Source organism: Metasolibacillus sp. FSL K6-0083, assembly GCF_038630865.1.
Classification (GTDB): Bacteria; Bacillota; Bacilli; order Bacillales_A; family Planococcaceae; genus Metasolibacillus; species Metasolibacillus fluoroglycofenilyticus.
In genome coordinates, this window is record NZ_CP152046.1 from 349503 (window position 1) to 369633 (window position 20131).

At 40.2% G+C, this 20131-nt stretch carries 15 protein-coding genes, 1 other RNA gene and 1 other annotated feature; of the genes, 15 read left to right on the forward strand and 1 reads right to left on the reverse strand.

Going from position 1 to position 20131, the window contains the following annotated elements; translation table 11 throughout:
• Positions 1-229 precede the first annotated feature (229 nt).
• The gene (locus MHB51_RS01585) at positions 230-1783 is read right to left on the reverse strand and encodes an N-acetylmuramoyl-L-alanine amidase (protein WP_342558842.1); all 1554 of its coding nucleotides are present in this window, start codon (positions 1781-1783) and stop codon (positions 230-232) included.
• 206 nt (positions 1784-1989) lie between these two features.
• Positions 1990-2231 (forward strand) — a binding site (T-box leader).
• Between the two features lie 83 nt (positions 2232-2314).
• Between MHB51_RS01585 and hisS the strand changes: the two genes are divergently transcribed.
• The 15 genes from hisS (at position 2315) to MHB51_RS01660 (ending at position 20125) form a co-directional block, all read left to right on the forward strand.
• The gene (gene hisS, locus MHB51_RS01590; RefSeq protein ID WP_066162531.1) at positions 2315-3583 is read left to right on the forward strand and encodes a histidine--tRNA ligase; all 1269 of its coding nucleotides are present in this window, start codon (positions 2315-2317) and stop codon (positions 3581-3583) included.
• A 17-nt stretch (positions 3584-3600) separates the two neighbouring features.
• A complete protein-coding gene (gene aspS / locus MHB51_RS01595; RefSeq protein WP_342558843.1) occupies positions 3601-5376 on the forward strand; it encodes an aspartate--tRNA ligase in 1776 nt (591 codons plus the stop codon).
• A gap of 340 nt (positions 5377-5716) precedes the next feature.
• Positions 5717-5910, forward strand: a non-coding RNA gene (gene ssrS, locus MHB51_RS01600) — 6S RNA.
• 124 nt (positions 5911-6034) lie between these two features.
• Positions 6035-7933 carry an N-acetylglucosamine-specific PTS transporter subunit IIBC gene (nagE, locus tag MHB51_RS01605; RefSeq protein WP_342558844.1) on the forward strand — a complete coding sequence of 633 codons (1899 nt, stop codon included), beginning with the start codon at positions 6035-6037 and terminating at the stop codon, positions 7931-7933.
• A gap of 12 nt (positions 7934-7945) precedes the next feature.
• Complete coding sequence (gene nagA / locus MHB51_RS01610; protein WP_342472290.1) at positions 7946-9100, forward strand: N-acetylglucosamine-6-phosphate deacetylase; 1155 nt, start codon at positions 7946-7948, stop codon at positions 9098-9100.
• 79 nt (positions 9101-9179) lie between these two features.
• On the forward strand, positions 9180-9896 hold the full coding sequence (locus MHB51_RS01615; protein WP_107942872.1) for a sugar isomerase domain-containing protein: 717 nt from the start codon (positions 9180-9182) through the stop codon (positions 9894-9896).
• Positions 9897-9908: 12 nt separating this feature from the next.
• Positions 9909-10172, forward strand: a complete 264-nt coding sequence (locus MHB51_RS01620; protein ID WP_153061600.1) for an HPr family phosphocarrier protein — start codon at positions 9909-9911, stop codon at positions 10170-10172.
• Positions 10172-11878: a phosphoenolpyruvate--protein phosphotransferase gene (gene ptsP, locus MHB51_RS01625; protein WP_342559454.1), complete on the forward strand. Its 1707-nt coding sequence runs from the start codon at positions 10172-10174 to the stop codon at positions 11876-11878. The genes MHB51_RS01620 and ptsP overlap by 1 nt, the downstream gene beginning before the upstream one ends.
• A gap of 14 nt (positions 11879-11892) precedes the next feature.
• Entirely contained in the window at positions 11893-12597 is a 705-nt protein-coding gene (locus MHB51_RS01630; RefSeq protein ID WP_342558845.1) for a glucosamine-6-phosphate deaminase, read from the forward strand.
• Between the two features lie 371 nt (positions 12598-12968).
• A complete protein-coding gene (locus tag MHB51_RS01635; RefSeq protein ID WP_066162554.1) occupies positions 12969-13730 on the forward strand; it encodes a tRNA threonylcarbamoyladenosine dehydratase in 762 nt (253 codons plus the stop codon).
• Between the two features lie 360 nt (positions 13731-14090).
• Positions 14091-15266, forward strand: coding sequence for an amidohydrolase (locus MHB51_RS01640; protein ID WP_066162556.1), 1176 nt, complete (start codon positions 14091-14093; stop codon positions 15264-15266).
• A gap of 187 nt (positions 15267-15453) precedes the next feature.
• Positions 15454-18237, forward strand: coding sequence for an ATP-dependent DNA helicase DinG (dinG, locus tag MHB51_RS01645; RefSeq protein WP_342558846.1), 2784 nt, complete (start codon positions 15454-15456; stop codon positions 18235-18237).
• Between the two features lie 19 nt (positions 18238-18256).
• A complete protein-coding gene (locus tag MHB51_RS01650) occupies positions 18257-18427 on the forward strand; it encodes a YpmA family protein (RefSeq protein WP_066162562.1) in 171 nt (56 codons plus the stop codon).
• A 9-nt stretch (positions 18428-18436) separates the two neighbouring features.
• Positions 18437-18919 carry a DUF5590 domain-containing protein gene (locus tag MHB51_RS01655; protein ID WP_066162564.1) on the forward strand — a complete coding sequence of 161 codons (483 nt, stop codon included), beginning with the start codon at positions 18437-18439 and terminating at the stop codon, positions 18917-18919.
• 15 nt (positions 18920-18934) lie between these two features.
• Positions 18935-20125: a pyridoxal phosphate-dependent aminotransferase gene (locus MHB51_RS01660; protein WP_066162567.1), complete on the forward strand. Its 1191-nt coding sequence runs from the start codon at positions 18935-18937 to the stop codon at positions 20123-20125.
• Positions 20126-20131 lie beyond the last annotated feature (6 nt).

Consider the following 20131-nt stretch of genomic DNA (forward strand, 5'->3'; position numbering starts at 1 on the left):
TAAAAATGCAAAAAACTAGGCTGTCCAAAAAGCCGTGCATAGCCGGCATTTTGGACAGTAGCAATGATGTTTCACAAAATGTTGATTCATCTAAACAGAAAGCACCTCTTTTAAAAATGGGATGAACATTGGCTTTAGCAGTGTTAGCTTTCAGTAAAAGTGAAGCGATGAAAACATTGATTTCAATGCGGTGGCAAAACAAAATGTACTTTTCGGACAGCCCCGTTTTTTATTGATTGAAATAATTTAATAAGCCTTGGTAAATACCGAGCGTTGCTTGCTCACGGTAATAGTCAGTTGTAATAACCGCTTCTTCAGCAGCATTGCTTAAATAGCCAAGCTCAATTAATATCGCATTTTGACGATTTTCTCGTAGCACGAGGAAGTTGCCAAATTGTGCACCACGACTGCGCAAGTTAACCGTCCCTTCAAGTCCTTGCTGAATAGCCTCGGCAAGCTCTTTATTCGTGTCGCCGTAATAATAGGTAGTAAAGCCTGTAACAGAGCTTATTTCATTTGCATCGTAGTGAAGGCTAATAAAGGCATCGGCATTTGCTTGATGACCAACAGCTATACGTTTACGTAAATCAACGAAAACATCTGCCTCACGAGTGAGTTCAACATTTGCCCCTGCTGCTCGTAATTTTGATTTTAGCAGCTCAGCCGTTTGCAATGTTAATCCTTTTTCATATGTGCCACGAACGCCTGTCGTTCCGGGATCGTTGCCGCCATGTCCAGGGTCGATGACGATTGTCAGCCCCTGCAATGTTCCGTTTTTGCGATTTTTTTGACTTGCAGTAGTAATTGCTTCACTTTGAGAGGCAGAGACTACCCAATTGGCCACATAGGCCTCTTTTTCACCAACCGCAATTTTATACCATTCCCCTTCCTTAGCGATAATGCTATATTGTTGTCCCGCGTCTGCACGCTGAACAACAGCTGAAGAGGTGGAGGCTTGCTCTCGTAAGTTAGTTCCATTATAAATAATTGTGACATTTTCTGTAACAGGTTTTAGCGGATCAGTAGGCGCATCTTGCTGGACAGTAAATGTCCCATAAAAACTATAAATCCAACCTGATTTTTTCTTTGAGTATTGGATTTCCACCCAATTATTTTTTCTACTTAATACTTTGTATTGCTGGTCTTTTGTTGCCACACCTAATATTTTGGATGTTGTGCTAGCTTTTTTTCGGACATTGACTGTATCCACTACAATTGTAAATGTATTTGGGTCATTTTCTAATGTTTCGATAGATGTTTCTTCTTGTTGTTCCTCCGCTACGGTAGCTAGCTGTTTTTCATTGACCGTAATATACAATGTGGAAACCCAGCCGATAACATTTCCATATTGGATTTGTACCCATTCCTCCTGCTGTTGAAGTAGCTGTGTCTCAGCACCTAAGGGAAGCTGGGTTAGCACTGTTGAGGATAAGGAGGGCTCTGCGCGTACATTCAGCTTGTCCACTTGTGAAATAACAATTTGCTGCTCTGACTTGTCCTGTTCAGTCGCTGTTGTTTGTTTGATGAGCCACTTAGCTACCCAGCCTTCTTTATTATTGATTATTACATGCATCCAATCACCTTGCTGTCGAGTGGAAGAAAGTAACTGACCCTCTTTTAGTGTTTCTAAAATAGGATAGGAAAGGCCGGGACCTTCGCGTAAATATAAAATTTCAGCATTCACTATGTAATCGTCTTGCGCTGCTTTTGCGCTGTGCAGCGTGGGCAGCATCGTTAAAATGAGCATGGCACAAATCGTCCATATGCTAAATGTTTTTTTCATTATTTTACTCCTTTCAAAATTGTTTATCCTGTCTGAATTGATAATCGTATGCATCCAGTTTTAACATATATATTGGTCATATAACTAGTGGTGAGCACCACATTATTAATATTGTAAAAGCATTACGATATGAAAATCTATAGTTTTTTTGAAAATAGTTGACAAGACCTGTATACATCATTATGATAAAGTATAAATTCAAAAACAAATCGCCATCGACCAAGCAAGTAGCAATAACTAGGGCTGACACAGAGAAGGAAAAACATCGGCTGCAATTTTTCCTACAGTACGTTCATTGCGAATAACACTTGAGAGGCTTTTTCTCGAAATGCTTATGCATAGTAGGGAAAAACGGAATCGGCCGTTATCCGAATTTCGAGAGGGTGTAATCTAATTATGCCAACTAGGGTGGAACCGCGGAACTGATGAATCAGCTTTCGTCCCTTGCAAAATATGCAGGGGACGAGGGCTTTTTTTATTTTGATTCAAGTAAAACAGCGTGCAAGAAGTAAGAGGAAAGGGGAGCTTATCATGAGCTTTAAAGTACCTAGAGGAACGCAAGATATTTTGCCAGAACAATCGGAAAAATGGCAGCTAATTGAAGAAAAAATTCGCGAATTATGTCGTGTTTATCGGTATAACGAAATTCGCACACCAATGTTTGAGTCAACGGAGTTATTCCAACGCGGTGTCGGTGATACGACAGATATTGTACAAAAAGAAATGTATACATTTGATGATCGTGGAGGGCGCTCTTTAACACTTCGACCTGAAGGGACGGCTTCGGCAGTACGTGCCTATGTTGAGCATAAAATGTTTGGACAGCCAGACCAACCCGTGAAACTATCCTATATGGGGCCGATGTTCCGCTATGAACGTCAGCAAGCAGGGCGCTATCGTCAATTCGTACAATTTGGTGTAGAGGCAATCGGTTCAGCAGACCCAGCAATTGATGCAGAGGTTATTGCATTAGCGATGGACGTCTATAGCACACTTGGCCTAAAGGATTTAAAGCTTGTTTTGAACTCGCTAGGTGATAAAGAAACGCGCGATGCACACCGCGCGGCATTAATTGGACACTTCGAGCCAAGCATTGGAGAGTTTTGCTCAGACTGTCAAAAACGCTTAGAAAAAAATCCGCTTCGCATTTTAGATTGTAAAGTTGACGCAGGGCATCCGTTAATGGTATCAGCACCAGCATTAACAGATTATTTAACAGAAGATTCAGCAGTCTATTTTGCCAAAGTGAAAATGTATTTAGATACGCTAGGAATTGCGTATGAAATTGATCCAAATTTAGTGCGCGGGCTTGATTATTATAATCACACAGCATTTGAAATTATGTCGACAGCATCTGGCTTTGGTGCTATTACAACACTTTGCGGTGGCGGGCGCTATAACGGTTTAGTGGAGGATATCGGTGGACCAGATATGCCAGGCATTGGCTTTGCACTTTCGATTGAGCGTTTATTATTAGCGCTTGAAGCAGAGGGTATTGAGCTAAACGTGAATAATAAGCTAGATGTATTTGTTGTTGCTATTGATGCTGAGGCAAAGGTCAAGGCAGCAGAATTAATTAGCTCTTTCCGCGCAAAAGGTATCTCGGCAGATATGGATTACATTGATCGCAAGATGAAGGCACAAATGAAGGCAGCAGACCGTTTAGGTGCAAAGTATGTGCTTGTTTTAGGAGAGATGGAGCTTGCGGAGGCAGCGGTGAATGTCAAAACGATGGAAACAGGCGACCAGCAAAAAGTTGCATTCCATGATTTAGTGAACTATCTTTTAGAGCAAAAATAATGTTGGAGGAATAAATAATGGCACAAAGAACACATGCTTGTGGTGAGGTATATGAGCAGCACCACGGTCAAGAAATAGTATTAAAAGGGTGGGTACAAAAAAGACGCGACCTAGGTGGGTTGATTTTCGTTGATATGCGTGACCGCACAGGGATTGTCCAAGTTGTATTTGGCGATGAGGCTCCCGAAGCACTTGCAATTGCAGAAAAGATTCGTAGCGAATTTGTGATTGAGGTAACAGGAAAAGTTGTACTTCGCCAGGAGGGACAAATTAATCAAAATATTAAAACAGGTAAAATTGAAGTGATTGCTTCTTCCTTAACAATTATTAATGAAGCAAAAACACCTCCTTTTGCAATTGATGATAAAACGGAAATTTCAGAGGACTTACGCTTAAAATATCGCTATTTAGATTTACGCCGACCTGTAATGTTCGATACATTTAAAATGCGCTCAGATGTAACGCGTACAATTCGTAACTTTTTACAAAATGAAGGCTTTTTAGAAGTAGAAACGCCGATTTTAACAAAATCTACACCAGAAGGCGCACGTGACTATTTAGTTCCTTCTCGCGTGCACGAAGGTGAATTTTATGCGTTACCACAGTCGCCACAATTATTTAAACAATTATTAATGGTGTCGGGGTTTGAGAAGTACTTCCAAATTGCGCGTTGCTTCCGTGATGAAGATTTACGTGCGGACCGTCAACCAGAATTTACGCAAGTCGATATTGAAACATCCTTCATGACGATGGATGAAATTATTGCCATGAACGAGCGCTTAATTCAGCAAGTAATGCGTGATGTAAAAGGAATTGAAGTGGAAGCACCGTTCCAGCGTATGAGCTATCAGGAGGCAATGGCACGTTACGGCTCAGATAAGCCGGATGTTCGCTTCGGTCTAGAGCTACAGCAATTATCAGAGATTGTAAAAGATTCTGCTTTCGGCGTATTTGCTAATGCAGTGAAGGCTGGCGGAGAAGTAAAAGCAATTAATGTAAAAGGTGCCGCTGATAACTATTCACGCAAAGATATTGATGCATTAGGTGAATTTGCTGGGCGTTACGGCGCGAAAGGTCTTGCATGGTTAAAAGTAACGACAGAAGGCTTGAACGGACCAATTGCGAAGTTCTTTGAAGGAGCTGCAGCAACAGCGATTATAGAGGCGACGAAAGCGGAGGCGGGTGACTTATTATTATTTGTAGCCGATAAAGCTTCAGTTGTAGCCGATGCGCTTGGTGCATTGCGATTAAAATTAGGCAAGGAGCTAAATTTAATCGATGAGTCAACATTCGCCTTTTTATGGGTTGTTGATTGGCCATTATTCGAATATGATGAAGAGGAAGGGCGTTATTATGCAGCACATCACCCATTCACACGTCCATTTGATGAAGATATCGCTTTAATGGAAACGAATCCTCAAGCGGTTCGTGCACAAGCCTATGACATAGTATTAAATGGCTATGAGCTAGGTGGTGGTTCATTGCGTATTTATGAGCGGGAACTCCAAGAAAAAATGTTTGCATTACTTGGTTTTACACAAGAGGAAGCGCATGAGCAGTTTGGTTTCTTATTAGAAGCCTTTGAATATGGAGTACCTCCACATGGTGGCTTAGCATTTGGTCTTGACCGTTTAGTGATGCTATTAGCTGGTCGCACGAACTTACGCGACACGATAGCCTTCCCAAAAACGGCATCTGCAAGCTGCTTATTAACAGACGCACCTGCACAAGTGGCTGATGCACAACTAACAGAGCTACATTTAGCAGTAACAGCTCGCAAAGAAAAAGAATAAAATAGAACACTCTTAACCTATAAAAAAGCCGAGGCTGTCTGAAAAGTACATTCTGTTTTGAAGACGCATTGAAATAAAAGTTTTCATCTCTTCTCTTTTACTGAAGGTTAACACTGCTAAAGCTAGTGTTCGTCACACTTTCAAAAGAAACTTTCTCTATTTATATGAGTCAACACTTTTGTAAAATGTTGTCGCTACTGTCCAAAATGCCGGCTATGCACGGCTTTTTGGACAGACCCATTTTTTTACAGCTTTTAAAAGAGAGAAAGCAAAATTAGGTGAAAAGCAATATACCATTAACTTGAATATTCAGATTATTCGTGCTACAATATGGTTAATACGAATCTTGAAGTGTTTGTTTTTTAGTTGTTAATCTATGTTTTGACCGAACATTAAATGAATGGGAGCCTTTATTTCACTTACGGCAAACATGCCCCCTACCGTAGCGGGACGTTTAATGTAGTGAAGCGGGCACCCACCTGCTAGAGAGCGGGTTCAAAACTTTAACAATATAACGGCATATTCGGGATTCGTTCTTTCTATGTCTAGTTATCTTTTTCGAAATTTATAACTTCTTTTAAAATAATCTAGAAAAGCGTTTTCATTTTATGTATACTTGTATAGACAACTAGTCCAAAGATTAAAGGGGGATTATTCAATGTTAGCTTTTTTACAGAAGATTGGTAAATCATTAATGTTTCCAATTGCCACCTTACCAGCAGCAGCATTGCTCGTTCGTTTTGGGCAAGAGGATATGCTGAATTTACCTATTATTGCAGCAGCTGGTGACGGTATTTTAGGCAATCTACCACTTATATTTGCTATCGGGATTGCGATGGGGTTAGCCTTTGATACGAGCGGAGGAGCTGCGCTTGCAGGTGCAATCGCCTATCTAGTATTAACTAGTGGCTTAAAAGCATACGATGAAGCGATTAATATGAGTGTGTTTGGCGGTATTATTTCAGGTATTATTGCAGGGTTATTATATAATAAGTTTTATAACGTGAAATTTCCAGAATGGTTATCCTTCTTTGGTGGTAGGCGCTTCGTACCGATTATTACATCGATTACAATGACCGTATTAGTATTTGTTTTCGGTGTCATTTGGCCACCTATTCAATCCGTAATTGATAGTGGGGCAGGATGGATTTTAGGTGCAGGTGGTTTAGGTGTAGGCTTATACGGCTTCTTTAACCGTTTATTAATTCCAGTCGGTCTTCACCACGTTATGAATACGATTGTTTGGTTCGATTTCGGCTCATTTACGAATGCAGCTGGGAATGTTGTGAAAGGTGATATTAACCGTTTCTTAGCTGGAGACCCAACAGCGGGAACGTTTTTAGCAGGCTTTTTCCCGATTATGATGTTCGGTTTGCCAGCGGCATGTTTAGCAATGTATTTTGCCGCGAAAAAGGAAAAGCGTGCTGCGGTAGGTGGGATGTTCCTATCCATCGCTTTAACCGCATTTTTAACTGGGGTAACAGAGCCAATTGAATTTACTTTTATGTTCTTATCACCAGTATTATACTTTGTGCATGCTGTATTAACGGGTGTATCATTATATATTACAGAAGCACTGGGTGTATTACACGGCTTTGGCTTCTCGGCGGGTTTAAGTGACTATTTACTAAATTTTGGTATAGCGACGAGGCCAGCATTAATTATTTTAATAGGCTTAGTATTCGGTGCAATTTACTTCATTGTATTCTACTTCTTAATTAAAATATTGGATTTAAAAACACCTGGGCGTGAGGATGATGAGGAAGAGGCAGAGCTTGTAGGTTCAGCAGATGAAGTGTTAGATACAAAAGCTTTTTATATGATTGAAGGGCTTGGCGGTCCAGCGAATATAAGTGAAGTTGATTATTGTGCAACACGTTTACGTATGTCATTAAAGGATGCGACAGCAATTGATGAAGCCTTATTAAAACGCTACGGAGCAAGAGGCGTTATGCGCATGAGCAAAACAGCAGCACAAGTTGTAATCGGACCATCCGTTGAGTTTTTAGGTGATGCGATGAAAACGAGATTAAAGCAAGGGCATCCACCATTAAAAAATGAAGCTATTATGCCAAATGAAGAGCAGCAAAAGCCAGCAGTAAATGCCGTAATGGATGTAGCGATGCCTGCAACAGGTGAGCTATTACCATTAACAGCCGTGCCCGACCAAGTATTCGGAACAGGTATGATGGGACCAGGCTTTGCGGTAAACCCTGCTGATGGCATATTCGTTTCACCGGTAGACGGTGAGGTTGCAATGATATTCCCAACGCAGCATGCGATTGGCTTACTAACGGCAGACGGTACAGAAATTTTAATTCATGTAGGTTTAGACACTGTAAAATTAAATGGCGAAGGCTTTGAAACATTCGTTAAGCAAGGTCAAACGGTGAAAAAAGGTGACCCGCTATTGAAAGTTGATTTACCTTTAGTCAGCGCAGCAGCACCATCAATTGTCACTCCTGTCGTATTTACTAATTTACAAGGTAAGGAAATTAAAGTGAAAGAAAGCGGCAAACTACAAAGTGGAGAAGCAATTCATATTGAAATTAATTAAGGACTGATAGTTATGACGAAGCCACTCATTTTAGAAAATGTTACAGTTGTGAATCATGATTGTTTAACAGAGCATTGTAGTGTGAAAATTGAAGGAACACAAATTGCGGCTATAACAAAAACGAATGAAAATGCTATAGGAATAGATTGTACAGGATATTATTGCTTACCTGGCTTTATTGATATGCATATTCATGGGGCGAATGGTGTTGATACGATGGATGCGACAATTACGTCGCTCCATCAATTTGCTACTGCACTTGTAGCAGAGGGAACAACAAGCTTTTTAGCGACGACGATGACGCAAAGTGAAGCGATAATTGAAGCAGCATTGCAAAATGTAGCGAGATTCCAGCAAGGAATGGGGGAAGCCAATTTATTAGGCATTCATTTAGAGGGTCCCTTTATATCGCCTCATTGCGCAGGTGCACAGCCAATTGAGTATATACAATTGCCTTCAATTGAGAAATATCGACGTTGGCATGAATTAAGTGGCAACGCAATTAAACAAATGACTATTGCGCCAGAACAAGGAATGGAGCTTGTCAACTATGCACAGCAGTTAGGGGTTGTCGTTTCAATTGGTCACTCTAATGCTACAGCAAGGGAAACAAAAGAAGCTATTGCACAGGGCGTCACACAAGGAACGCATTTGTATAATCAAATGAGGGCAATGCATCATAGAGAGCCAGGCGTTGTAGGGACTGTTTTATTAGAAAAGGATGTATATGTCGAAATGATTGTTGACTTTATTCATATACATCCAGAAATGGTTGATTTAGCATACCGTTTGAAAGGTTCAGAAAAAATCATTTTAATTACAGATGCGATGCGGGCAAAAGGGTTGGCTTATGGAGAATATGATTTAGGCGGGCAGGAAGTCCATGTGACAAAATCGGGAGCTCATTTAGCAAACGGTGCACTTGCCGGTAGCGTTTTGAAAATGAATGATGCACTTCGGAATATGCAGCAGGCAACCGGTGCATCTTGGCAGGAACTTGCTCAAATGTCTTCATTCAACGCCGCAAAACAGCTAGGTTTATCACAAAAAGGCTATATTGAGGTTGGAAAAGATGCGGATTTAGTAATTATCGATGAAAATTTCCAAGTACAATATACGATTGTTAATGGTCAAATCGTTTACTCTGCATCAACAGACAGACATTAAACTTCTTTAAAAAAGTTTTATTTTAACGATAAAACACAGTAAAATAATAAATAATTACTTAGGATTGCGAGGTGAGTAAATGCATCAATATTTTAAAAATATTCAGCAATTGCTGAATAAGGTGGGGCAACAAGAAGAACAATTAAAAGAAGTTGCCGAAATGACGGCTAAGAAGATTGGAAAAGGTGGTATTATACAGCTATTCGGTGCAGGGCATTCCTTCCTGCTAGCTGAGGAACTATTTTATCGTGCTGGTGGACTCGTGCCAGTTAAAGCGATTTATATTGAACCATTAATGCTTGCTGCAGGACCTACTACATCTTCGCGTAATGAGCGAAAAGAAGGGGTTGTGCTCGCACATCGCCATTTGTTTGATATTCGACCAGAAGATATAGTCATTATTATTTCGACTTCAGGTCGCAATGCCGCACCAATTGAAATGGCATTTGAAGCGAAGGAACGAGGGGCATTTGTTATTTCTTTGCAATCATTATGCTATACTGAACAGGAAAGCACACATAGTAGTGGCATGCGTTTAGAGCAAATTGTGGACGCCGTTTTTAATACGTCAGTGCCTATTGGAGATGGGGTTTTACAAAGCGGTGACTATCAATATGGAGCAAGCTCTACAGTTGTTGGTGCAGCATTGCTCAACGCATTCGTTAGTATGGTTATTGAACAGCTATTAGCAGTACAGCAAGAAGCACCTGTGTTTGTTAGTAATAATATTAACCAGTCTACTTCTCAAAACGATAAATACTGCAGGCAGTTTGAAAACAGAATTACATTCAATTAGGAGGAATTTATCATGGAAAAAACTTTCACAATTACAGCAGCAGAAGGATTACACGCTCGCCCATGTACATTATTAGTGCAAGGAGTTGCTCCATTTCAATCAAATGTAACAATTGCTTACAATGGTCGTGAAGCCAATTTAAAATCAATTATGGGTGTTATGGCGCTTGCTATTCCATCTGGCGGTGCTATTACGGTAAGAGCTGAAGGCGATGATGCGGCTGCAGCACTTGCAAAGGTGGAGGAAGTAATCAAAACACAAGGAATTGGTCAATGATGAGACAATTGCAAGGCATTGCGGTTTCGGAGGGCGTAGCTGTTGCAAAAGCGTATCGCTTAGCAGAGCCTGACTTATTGATTACCGAGCGAGACACGATTGAGCCATCTGCGGAAAAGCAACGCTTTCATCTAGCGGTTGCGAATGCAAAAACGCAGCTTGAGAAAATTCGTGATTATGCGATTTTGATGGTCGGTGAGGAGGAGGCAGAAATTTTTTCTGCCCACTTACTTGTGTTACAAGACCCTGATTTCCATGCGGCCATTGAAGGGGAAATCGACCAGCATGTGCAAGCAGAAAAAGCTTTGCAAAAAATAGCACAGCAATTTATCGATTTATTCAGCCAAATGGATAATGAATATATGCGTCAGCGTGCAGCAGATATTGAGGATGTAGCGCGCCGTATTTTAGCCTCTTTACTTGGTAAAGTGCTGCCTGATGTATCTCAAATTGACGAGGAAGTTGTATTAATTGCTTACGATTTATCGCCATCTGTAACAGCGCAATTAAATAAGCAATTTGTGAAGGGCTTTATTACGACAATAGGTGGACGTACATCACATACAGCGATTCTAGCAAGAACATTGCAAATTCCAGCTGTTGTAGGTGTAAAGGAAGCGGAAACAATTGCACATGGTGAGCTTGTGTTGTTGGACGGTGTATCTGGACAATTAACAATCAATCCATCAGAAGGCATTCGACAAGCAGCGGAGCAGCGTATGGCAGTGCAAGCACAGCGAGAAATACAGTTACAGCAATTCGCGAATAAAGAAAGCGTGACAGAAGACGGTGTGCATGTTGAGCTCGCAGCGAATATTGGTAGCGTTCAAGATGTAGAAGCCGTTTTAAAAGTAGGTGCTGACGGTGTCGGTTTATTCCGTACAGAGTTTTTATATATGGATAGCACTTCATTACCTACAGAGGAGCAACAGTTTGAACTCTATAAAGCAGTACTTGAAAAAATGAATAATAAGCCAGTCGTTGTGCGTACACTTGATATAGGTGGTGACAAGCATTTAGAATATTGGCAGTTACCGAAAGAGGAAAATCCTTTTTTAGGTCAGCGTGCTATTCGGCTTTCTTTAGCAAATGAAGACATATTCGTTACACAGCTTCGCGCATTATTACGCGCAAGCAAATACGGTAATTTGAAAATTATGTTCCCAATGATTGCAACAATTCAGGAGCTACGTCAGGCGAAAAGTATTTTACAAATACAGCATGATGCTTTAGTAAATGAAGGTGTAACTATCGGTGAATATGAAATAGGCATTATGATTGAAGTGCCGTCAGCAGCAATTTTTGCAGATGTTTTAGCACGTGAGGTTGATTTCTTCTCAATCGGTACAAACGATTTAATTCAGTATACATTTGCAGCCGACCGCATGAATGAGTCGATTGCTTATTTATATGAGCCATTCCATCCAGCAATTATTCGCTTAATTGCGCAAGTGGCTTCAAGTGCTCGTAAGCATGGTATTTGGACCGGAATGTGCGGTGAAATGGCTGGCGAACCACTTGCATTACCTGTACTTTTAGCATTAGGATTGGATGAATTATCGATGAGTGCAAGCGCCGTATTACCTGCGCGGGAAAATTTATTGAAGTTAAATAAACAAGCTTTACAACAGCAAGCAGATAAACTTTTGGCATGCGAATCAGCTGAGCAAATCAAAGACTGGGCTAATCGAGTGTACAATCATTAAGGGGGAAAATATTTATGGCAATACAATTGAAATCTTTTGAAAATATCGATGAGCTTTATGACTTTGCCGCACAATTTTTACAGCAAAAAGTAAAGGATGGTGCAAAGACATTTGGTTTAGCTACTGGTGGAACGATGCAACCCCTCTATAAAAATTTACGTCAAAGCGATGTAGACTTTTCAAATTGTACGAGCTTTAATTTAGATGAATATATTGGCTTGCCTGACACGCATCCAGAAAGTTACTTTACATACATGCAAAAGGAGCTTTTTGAGCAAAAGCCATTTAAGAAAAGCTATCTTCCTAATGGTTTAGCGGAGGATATAGAGCGAGAAGTACAGCAGTACAATGATTTACTTGAACAGCACCCAATTGATGTTCAGCTTTTAGGAGTAGGGGAAAATGGACATATCGGCTTCAATGAGCCTGGCACATCATTTTCTAAAAAAACGCATGCTGTTACATTAACTGAATCAACACGTCAGGCAAATGCCCGCTATTTCAATTCGATTGATGAAGTACCTGTAAAAGCAATTACGATGGGAATTGCTAATATTTTGCAATCAAAAGAAGTACTACTAATTGCTGTTGGAGAGAAAAAGCGAGCAGCTTTGGAATCTTTATTCCAAGACGCACAAACTGTAGATTCACCAGTTACAGCATTACAGCAACATGCGAATGTATTAGTATTAACAGACTTAAATATTTCACTTGCCTAATTGCGATTTTTGTATATATTTTTCAAGTATAATAAAGAGGCTGTCTGAAAAGTAGGCTAACATGCCATTTTTCAGACAGCCATTGCTATTTTTGAGGTAGAAAAGTGCAAGTGATTTTTGAAAGGTTAAAACACGGGCTTGAAAGTCTTTCCGCTAAAATTTAAAATAAAAAAGTATAATTAATTTTTTGGATGAATGGAAGGAATCTAGATTTTTGACCAGTTTGTATACATTTTTATCAAAGTACTAGTAATTCAATAAAAGGTGGCTTTATCAGCGTGAGAAACGCTCTATAAAAATGTAAAAAATGCACTTGTGTAAATCTTTTTGGTAGCCATGCAAAATAATTTTGAAAGATGGAGAGAGAATTTATGTTACATCAATTTTCGCGCAATGAGCTTGCAATAGGAAGTGAAGGATTAGCGCTTTTAAAAAATACGACAGTTGCTATTTTAGGGGTAGGTGGCGTAGGTTCCTTTGCAGCCGAAGCGTGCGCACGTAGTGGTATCGGACGTATTATTTTAGTGGATAAGGACAATGTGGATATTACAAATGTTAATCGTCAATTAGTTGCTTATTTATCAACCGTCGGTAAATCCAAATCAGCAGTGATGAAGGAGCGCATTGCAGATATAAACCCTGAATGTGAAGTTATCGATATGCATATGTTTTATACTGAAGAAACATATGAGCAATTTTTTGCACAGGGCATCGACTATGTAATTGATGCAAGTGATACAGTTATGTATAAAATTCATTTAATGAAGGAATGCCTAAAACGTAATATTCCGATTATTTCAAGCATGGGTGCAGCTAATAAAATGGACCCTACACGTTTCCAAATCGCGGATATTTCAAAAACGCATACAGATCCTCTAGCAAAGATTATTCGTACGAAGCTACGCAAAGAGGGCATTAAAAAAGGCGTTATGGTCGTCTTTTCAGACGAATCCCCTGTCGTTGTGCGTGAGGACGTTGTACAGCATGTAGGTAAGCCTGATGCTACAATCCGCAAAGCGAAAATGCCACCGGCTTCCAATGCTTTCGTACCATCTGTAGCAGGTTTAATCGCAGCGAGCTGGGTTGTCAATACAATTGTTAAGGATATTCATATTGCTCGTGTGAATGATTAATAGTTATAAAATTAAATGGTTGTCAGAAAATGCTGCACTCGCATGTTTTTCTGACAACCATTTACTGTTTTTTAACTTCTTTTAACCCGTTGCTGAAGAGAAACTCAGCCTATGAAGATTGCATAGTAAGATGATGACTGAATGACCCGCATAAAACCTCCGACGGTTATCAAAGAAAGGTTTGCATGATGCGGGTCAATTAACCGTTGGTGATTTCAAGTTAACTCGGAGGAATCGGAATATAGTTAGCTGTGACATAATTGCTTAAATGTCTATAATTATTAATTACCCTCGTGACTTGCTATTAATATTTTGCTACTATTAAAAATAGTCAGAAAAATAGTTTTGGAGGGAAGAAAAATGAATGATTTATATGAGCTTTTAGAACAGTATTTTGAGGAAATGGTCGAAATTCGTAGATATTTACATGAAAATCCAGAGCTATCTCATGAGGAAGTAGAAACACCAAAATATATAGCTGAGTATCATCGTGCATTAGGACATGACGTAAGAGAATTTGTTGGTGGGCGGGGTGTCGTGGCAAAATTACATGGTACAAAACCCGGGAAAACTGTAGCACTACGCGCGGATTTCGATGCTTTGGCTATTCAGGAACAAAATACATTTTCCTATAAGTCCAAAATCGATGGGAAAATGCACGCATGTGGCCATGATGGACATACCGCAACCTTAATGGTTTTAGCGAAAGCGTTAAATAAAATGCGTGAGCATATTGCAGGGACAATTGTCTTTATTCATCAATTTGGTGAAGAGGTGACTCCGGGTGGGGCGTTGCCAATGATTGAGGATGGCTGTTTAGATGGTGTAGATGTTATTTATGGCACACATTTATCTGCTGGCGTTCCTTTAGGGACTATTTCAGTAAAGGAAGGACCTTTGATGGCTGCTGCGGATGGATTTGAAATTACTATTCATGGAAAGGGAGGGCACGGTGCATCCCCTCATGATACGAAGGATGCTGTAATGATTGGCTCGCAGTTCGTTGTGTCAGCACAGCAAGTAGTCGGTCGACGTGTTAATCCTGTTCGACCAGCCGTCGTGTCTGTATGTCATTTTGAAGCTGTAAATCCATTCAATGTAATCGCAGACTCGGCTGTTTTAAAAGGAACTGTTCGAACATTTGATGCCAACGTACGCGACCAAATTGAAAAAGAGCTTGAAGAAGTATTGAAATCAGCTTGTTTACTTTACGGGGCTGATTACACGTATAACTATAGTCGAGGCTACGCTCCTGTTATAAACGATGCGGAAACGACGCGTCGCTTTATGGAAGAAGTAACAAAAGTGCCGAAAGTAGAGGAGCTTGTCGTAGCTGATTTAGCAATGGGCGCAGAAGACTTTGCTTATTATTTAGAAAAAGTGCCTGGTACATTTTATTTCACAGGAGCGAAAAATCCAGAATGGGAAATCGCTTACCCCCACCATCATCCCAAATTCGATATTGATGAAAGAGCGTTATTAATTGCTGCTAACACGCTTGGGCATGCAACATTATCTTATTTACAGCAGTCATAAATTACTGAAAAAGTGAAGCCAACTTTGGCTTCACTTTTTTATGGAATAGGTCAAAAGAATAACTCGCTCATAAAACAAAATAATTCTAGTGAAAGACCATATTTCGCTCTTTCGGTAGAGCAGTCACATGACCAACAAGCCTTTCTATGATAAAATTTGTCTATTCGAAATGAACAGTGAGTTGATAATGATGGAAAGTCAAAAATATGCAATAGTGGATTTGGAAACGACAGGTCATTCGTATATAAATGGTGATCGCATTATTCAAATTGCCATTGTTATTATGAAGGAGTGGCATATTGAAAAGACATTTACAACTTTTATAAATCCACAGCAGCCAATTCCTTTATTTATTCAAGACTTAACTAATATTACAGATGCGGATGTAGCGAAGGCGGGGGCATTTGAAGCGTACGGCCAAACGATTTATGATTTATTACAGGATGCTATCTTTGTGGCCCACAATACGGATTTCGATTTAGCATTTTTACAGGCAGAGCTAAGTCGGGCTGGCTTCCCAACGTGGCGGGGGAAAAAGCTGGACACTGTAGAGCTTTCTAAAATCGTTTTTCCGACTGCATTAAGCTATAAATTAGGTGACTTAGCTCAGGAGTTAAATATTCCACTAAAGCAAGCGCATCGTGCTGATGATGATGCGAAGGCAACGGCAAAATTGCTAAAAGCTTGCTGGAACGAGCTATTATCATTGCCGCAAACAACAATTGAACAGCTACATAAACGCTCGTTTCGGTTGAAATCTGATATTTCACATCTATTATTTGCAGCACTTCATATAAAGCGTAGCAAAGTGATGGCAGAGGAAGGTTATCTTTATGCTTACGAGCTAGCTATTAAGCGACCGCCTATGAATAAACAAAAAACAGCAGCAGAAAATGAATATCCAAAAACACGTAAAGAGAAGCTTGCCTTACTTCAAAAAGCACTTCCATCCTTCGAGGAGCGACCACAACAATTTCAAATGATGGATATTGTTTGGCATAGCTTACAAGACCAACAAGAAACAATAATTGAAGCATCTACAGGCATCGGCAAAACCTTATCCTATTTGTTGCCGTCTTTTTACTATGCAAAGCAAAGTGGAAGAAAAATAGGCATTAGCACATATACATCTAATTTGCTAGAGCAATTAGTATACGAGGAGCTTGTTAAGCTAGAGCAAATAACTGGTGAGCGTGTGCATATCGCTTTATTAAAAGGGATGCAAAATTATATTGATATTGGACGCTTTGCTCAAATTTTAAAAGTAGATGATGAATCATATGATGAGGCTTTGGCGATTGCACAAGTCATTACATGGTTAGCAAAAACCGAAACAGGTGATTTAAGCGAGTTGAATATGTCAGGTGGCGGACAGCTCTTTTTAGAAAAAATCCGCAAATTACAGTGGACGACGGCGCAGCAATTTGATTTTTACAGCTACGCAATTGAACAAAGCAGACATGCGGATATTATTATGACAAATCATGCGATGCTTTTAGCTGATTTAGTGCGCCAAGAGCAATTATTCGATACGATTGGCGGATGGATTATTGATGAAGCCCACCAATTTATTCAAGCAGCCGTGCAGCAGGATGAGAAAATCTTCTCCTATACTGCATGGAAATATATATTTGGACAAATTGGTTTGCCAGGGGAAGGGCAGCTTTTTGATAAACTGCAGCAAGTCGCTTTAATAACAGGGCGTGTACCAAAACGACTATTCAAGCAGGCAGAGCAAAGCTTTCATCGCTTAGTTGTCATGTTTGATGATGTGATGCAAGCCTTTACCTCACAGCTACAGCGCATAATACGCCAAGCTCACCGACAGGAGATGAAGCAAAGCGTAATGCTGTCAGAGCTCTCCATCGATGTACAGCACTGTGCACAAGTATCAAATTTAATGCAAAATTGGATTGATAGTGCGGAGCATATTTTACAGATGTTTTACGAGCATCGTGAGGAGATTACGCGCACAGAGCAATATATTTTAGACGAATGGCAATATTGGATACACGAATTTAAAATCAAGGTCGCAGAATGGGACGAGTTATTTGTCATGAGGCAGGCGGATTATTTTGCATGGTTTGAGTTGGACCGACGCAGCATACCGGGCAGCATTCAATTATTGAAGAAGCCGCTCCATGTTACATCTAGCATCGAGCAATTATTTGCATCTATCCGAGAACGAGCAGCAATTATTTGGACATCAGGTACTTTAACAGTGCCAAATAATGAGCGCTTTATAGCAGACCAGCTTGGCATTGCGCAAGATGTCCCGATTCATCAATTACAAGCAGCCTCAAGCTATTATCAAGGGGCACGCTGCTTTATCGTCACAGATATGCCAGATATTCAAACTGTGTCACAGCATGAATATATTGAGGAAATGGCTTATGCGATAACGAGGATTGTGCGCACAACTGAGGGACGCTGCTTCGTGCTGTTTACTTCTCAGGATATGCTGCGAAAAACAGTACTGTTAATTCAAGAAAGCAAATTGTTAGATGATTATATGCTATTTGCGCAAGGGATTACTGCGGGGAGTCGCATGCGTTTATTAAAATCATTCCAAAAGTTTAGTCATTCCGTTTTATTTGGTACAAATAGTTTTTGGGAAGGGGTCGATGTGCCGGGGGATGGGCTAGCTGCGGTCATCGTTGTACGCCTACCATTTTCCGCCCCAAATGAGCCAGCCTTTAAAGCGAAATCTCAAATGCTGCAAGCGAAAGGGCATAATGCTTTTACACAGCTAGCTTTACCTGAGGCGGTGTTACGATTTAAGCAGGGCTTTGGGCGTTTAATCAGGTCCTCACAGGATAGTGGTGCATTTATTATTTTAGACCGTCGAATTGACGCTAAATCATATGGGAAGGAATTTCTTTCAGCATTGCCACCGATTTCTATTCAAAAACTATCTCTCGAACATATGGTACAAGCGCTTGGAAATTGGTATAATAACAGACATGAGTAAAGAAAGCAGGTTGACAATAATGGAAAGTAAAGTCGAAGTATTATCAGTTGTGAAAATAAACTACCAATCTGATCTATATAAAATTGTCGACACGCTAAATCGAACATTAAAAGAGCAAAATTTAATGTTTGGTTTAGCGCTCGACCCTGAAGATCAAGAGAAAGCAGTTTTCACAATTTATCGCACTTAAGGTGATTCAATGAAAAAGTGGATAATTTTTAGTACAGTCTTTCTCGTCTCTTTGTCACTTGTTATCTCCATTTTAGTACTCTGGAAAGCCAATGCGCCATTTAATAAAATGGAGAAGCAGGCTGAGCAATTAGCGCTCGTCACAAAATCGCTCGCGATTGTTTCGGAATCTTATGCCTATAATGGGAATAAGCCGTATATTACTGTGTTCGGGGTAGACGAATATGGTAAGGAAAAAGCAATTTTTGTTCCAATCACTTTAGAAGAAGATGCGATTCAGGAAGTGTTTTTGCAGGACGGAATTACGAAAGAACAAGCGCTGGCAGTGTTGCATGATGAGGCGACAGTAAAAAAGATACTTCATACAAAATTAGGCTTTGAAGAGCAAGGTGCTGTGTGGGAAATTACATATTTGAACAATACAGACCAACTCAATTATGTGTATATTTTGTTTGAAGACGGTCAATGGTGGAAACGTATTTTGAACTTGTAGAGGAGTAGATTTCATTTGAAACAACTGTTAGCAAACCGTGTAAAAACTTTAACGCCATCCTCGACTCTTGCAATTACTGCAAAGGCGAAGGAATTGAAGGAACAAGGTATTGATGTTATTGGATTAGGCGCAGGTGAGCCTGATTTTAATACGCCACAAAATATTTTAGATGCAGCAGCGAAATCAATGCAGCAAGGTTTAACAAAATATACGCCAGCAGGTGGCTTACCAGCATTAAAGCAAGCAATAATTGCGAAGCTACAGCGCGATAATGCGCTCACTTATAAGGCAAACGAAATTATTGTCGGTGTTGGGGCGAAGCATGTGCTTTACACATTGTTCCAAGTTATTTTAAATGAAGGTGATGAGGTCATCATTCCAATCCCGTACTGGGTATCCTATCCCGAGCAAGTGAAGCTAGCAGGTGGGGTACCAGTATACATCGAGGGAACAAGCGAGCAGCAATATAAAATAACAGCACAGCAATTGGCTGCTGCCATCACAGAAAAAACGAAAGCTGTTATTATTAACTCGCCATCTAATCCTTCGGGAATGGTGTATAGCCGAGAAGAGCTAGAGGCATTAGCAGAAGTCGCTGAAAAGCATGATATTTTAATCGTCTCAGATGAAATTTATGAAAAGCTTTTATACAATGGAAATAAGCATTTTTCAATCGCACAAATTTCACCAGCGATTAAAGCGCGCACAATTGTTATTAATGGCTTAGCAAAATCGCATTCGATGACAGGCTGGCGCATCGGCTATGCAGCGGGTGATGCAGAAATTATTAATGCGATGACAGACTTAGCATCTCACTCTACTTCAAATGCTACGACGACTGCCCAATATGCAGCAATCGAAGCTTACAATGGTCCACAAGACGCTGTAGAAGAAATGCGACAAGCATTTGCATCGCGCTTGGAAAAAATTTATCCGCAAATTGCGGCGATTCCGGGCTTTAAATTATTAAAGCCAGAAGGAGCTTTTTACTTACTACCAGATGTAGCCGAAGCAATGGAGAAAACAGGTTATGATAATGTCGATGCATTTGCGGAAAGTCTATTAACAGAGGCAAATGTAGCTGTAATACCGGGCTCAGGCTTCGGTACAAATACGACAATTCGTTTATCCTATGCCCTTTCTTATGAATTATTAGAAGAGGCGGTTCGTCGTATAGACAAATTTGTAAAATCAAAATGGCAATAAGCATTG

What these genes read in the sequence shown, in the direction of transcription:
- nagE (WP_342558844.1), top strand. Translation starts at nt 6,035, where the DNA reads ATGTTAGCTTTTTTACAGAAGATTGGTAAATCATTAATGTTTCCAATT.
- MHB51_RS01650 (WP_066162562.1), top strand. Translation starts at nt 18,257, where the DNA reads ATGGAAAGTAAAGTCGAAGTATTATCAGTTGTGAAAATAAACTACCAA.
- MHB51_RS01585 (WP_342558842.1), bottom strand. Translation starts at nt 1,783, where the DNA reads ATGAAAAAAACATTTAGCATATGGACGATTTGTGCCATGCTCATTTTA.
- ptsP (WP_342559454.1), top strand. Translation starts at nt 10,172, where the DNA reads ATGAGACAATTGCAAGGCATTGCGGTTTCGGAGGGCGTAGCTGTTGCA.
- MHB51_RS01655 (WP_066162564.1), top strand. Translation starts at nt 18,437, where the DNA reads ATGAAAAAGTGGATAATTTTTAGTACAGTCTTTCTCGTCTCTTTGTCA.
- aspS (WP_342558843.1), top strand. Translation starts at nt 3,601, where the DNA reads ATGGCACAAAGAACACATGCTTGTGGTGAGGTATATGAGCAGCACCAC.
- MHB51_RS01630 (WP_342558845.1), top strand. Translation starts at nt 11,893, where the DNA reads ATGGCAATACAATTGAAATCTTTTGAAAATATCGATGAGCTTTATGAC.
- dinG (WP_342558846.1), top strand. Translation starts at nt 15,454, where the DNA reads ATGATGGAAAGTCAAAAATATGCAATAGTGGATTTGGAAACGACAGGT.
- MHB51_RS01635 (WP_066162554.1), top strand. Translation starts at nt 12,969, where the DNA reads ATGTTACATCAATTTTCGCGCAATGAGCTTGCAATAGGAAGTGAAGGA.
- MHB51_RS01640 (WP_066162556.1), top strand. Translation starts at nt 14,091, where the DNA reads ATGAATGATTTATATGAGCTTTTAGAACAGTATTTTGAGGAAATGGTC.
- MHB51_RS01615 (WP_107942872.1), top strand. Translation starts at nt 9,180, where the DNA reads ATGCATCAATATTTTAAAAATATTCAGCAATTGCTGAATAAGGTGGGG.
- MHB51_RS01620 (WP_153061600.1), top strand. Translation starts at nt 9,909, where the DNA reads ATGGAAAAAACTTTCACAATTACAGCAGCAGAAGGATTACACGCTCGC.
- hisS (WP_066162531.1), top strand. Translation starts at nt 2,315, where the DNA reads ATGAGCTTTAAAGTACCTAGAGGAACGCAAGATATTTTGCCAGAACAA.
- nagA (WP_342472290.1), top strand. Translation starts at nt 7,946, where the DNA reads ATGACGAAGCCACTCATTTTAGAAAATGTTACAGTTGTGAATCATGAT.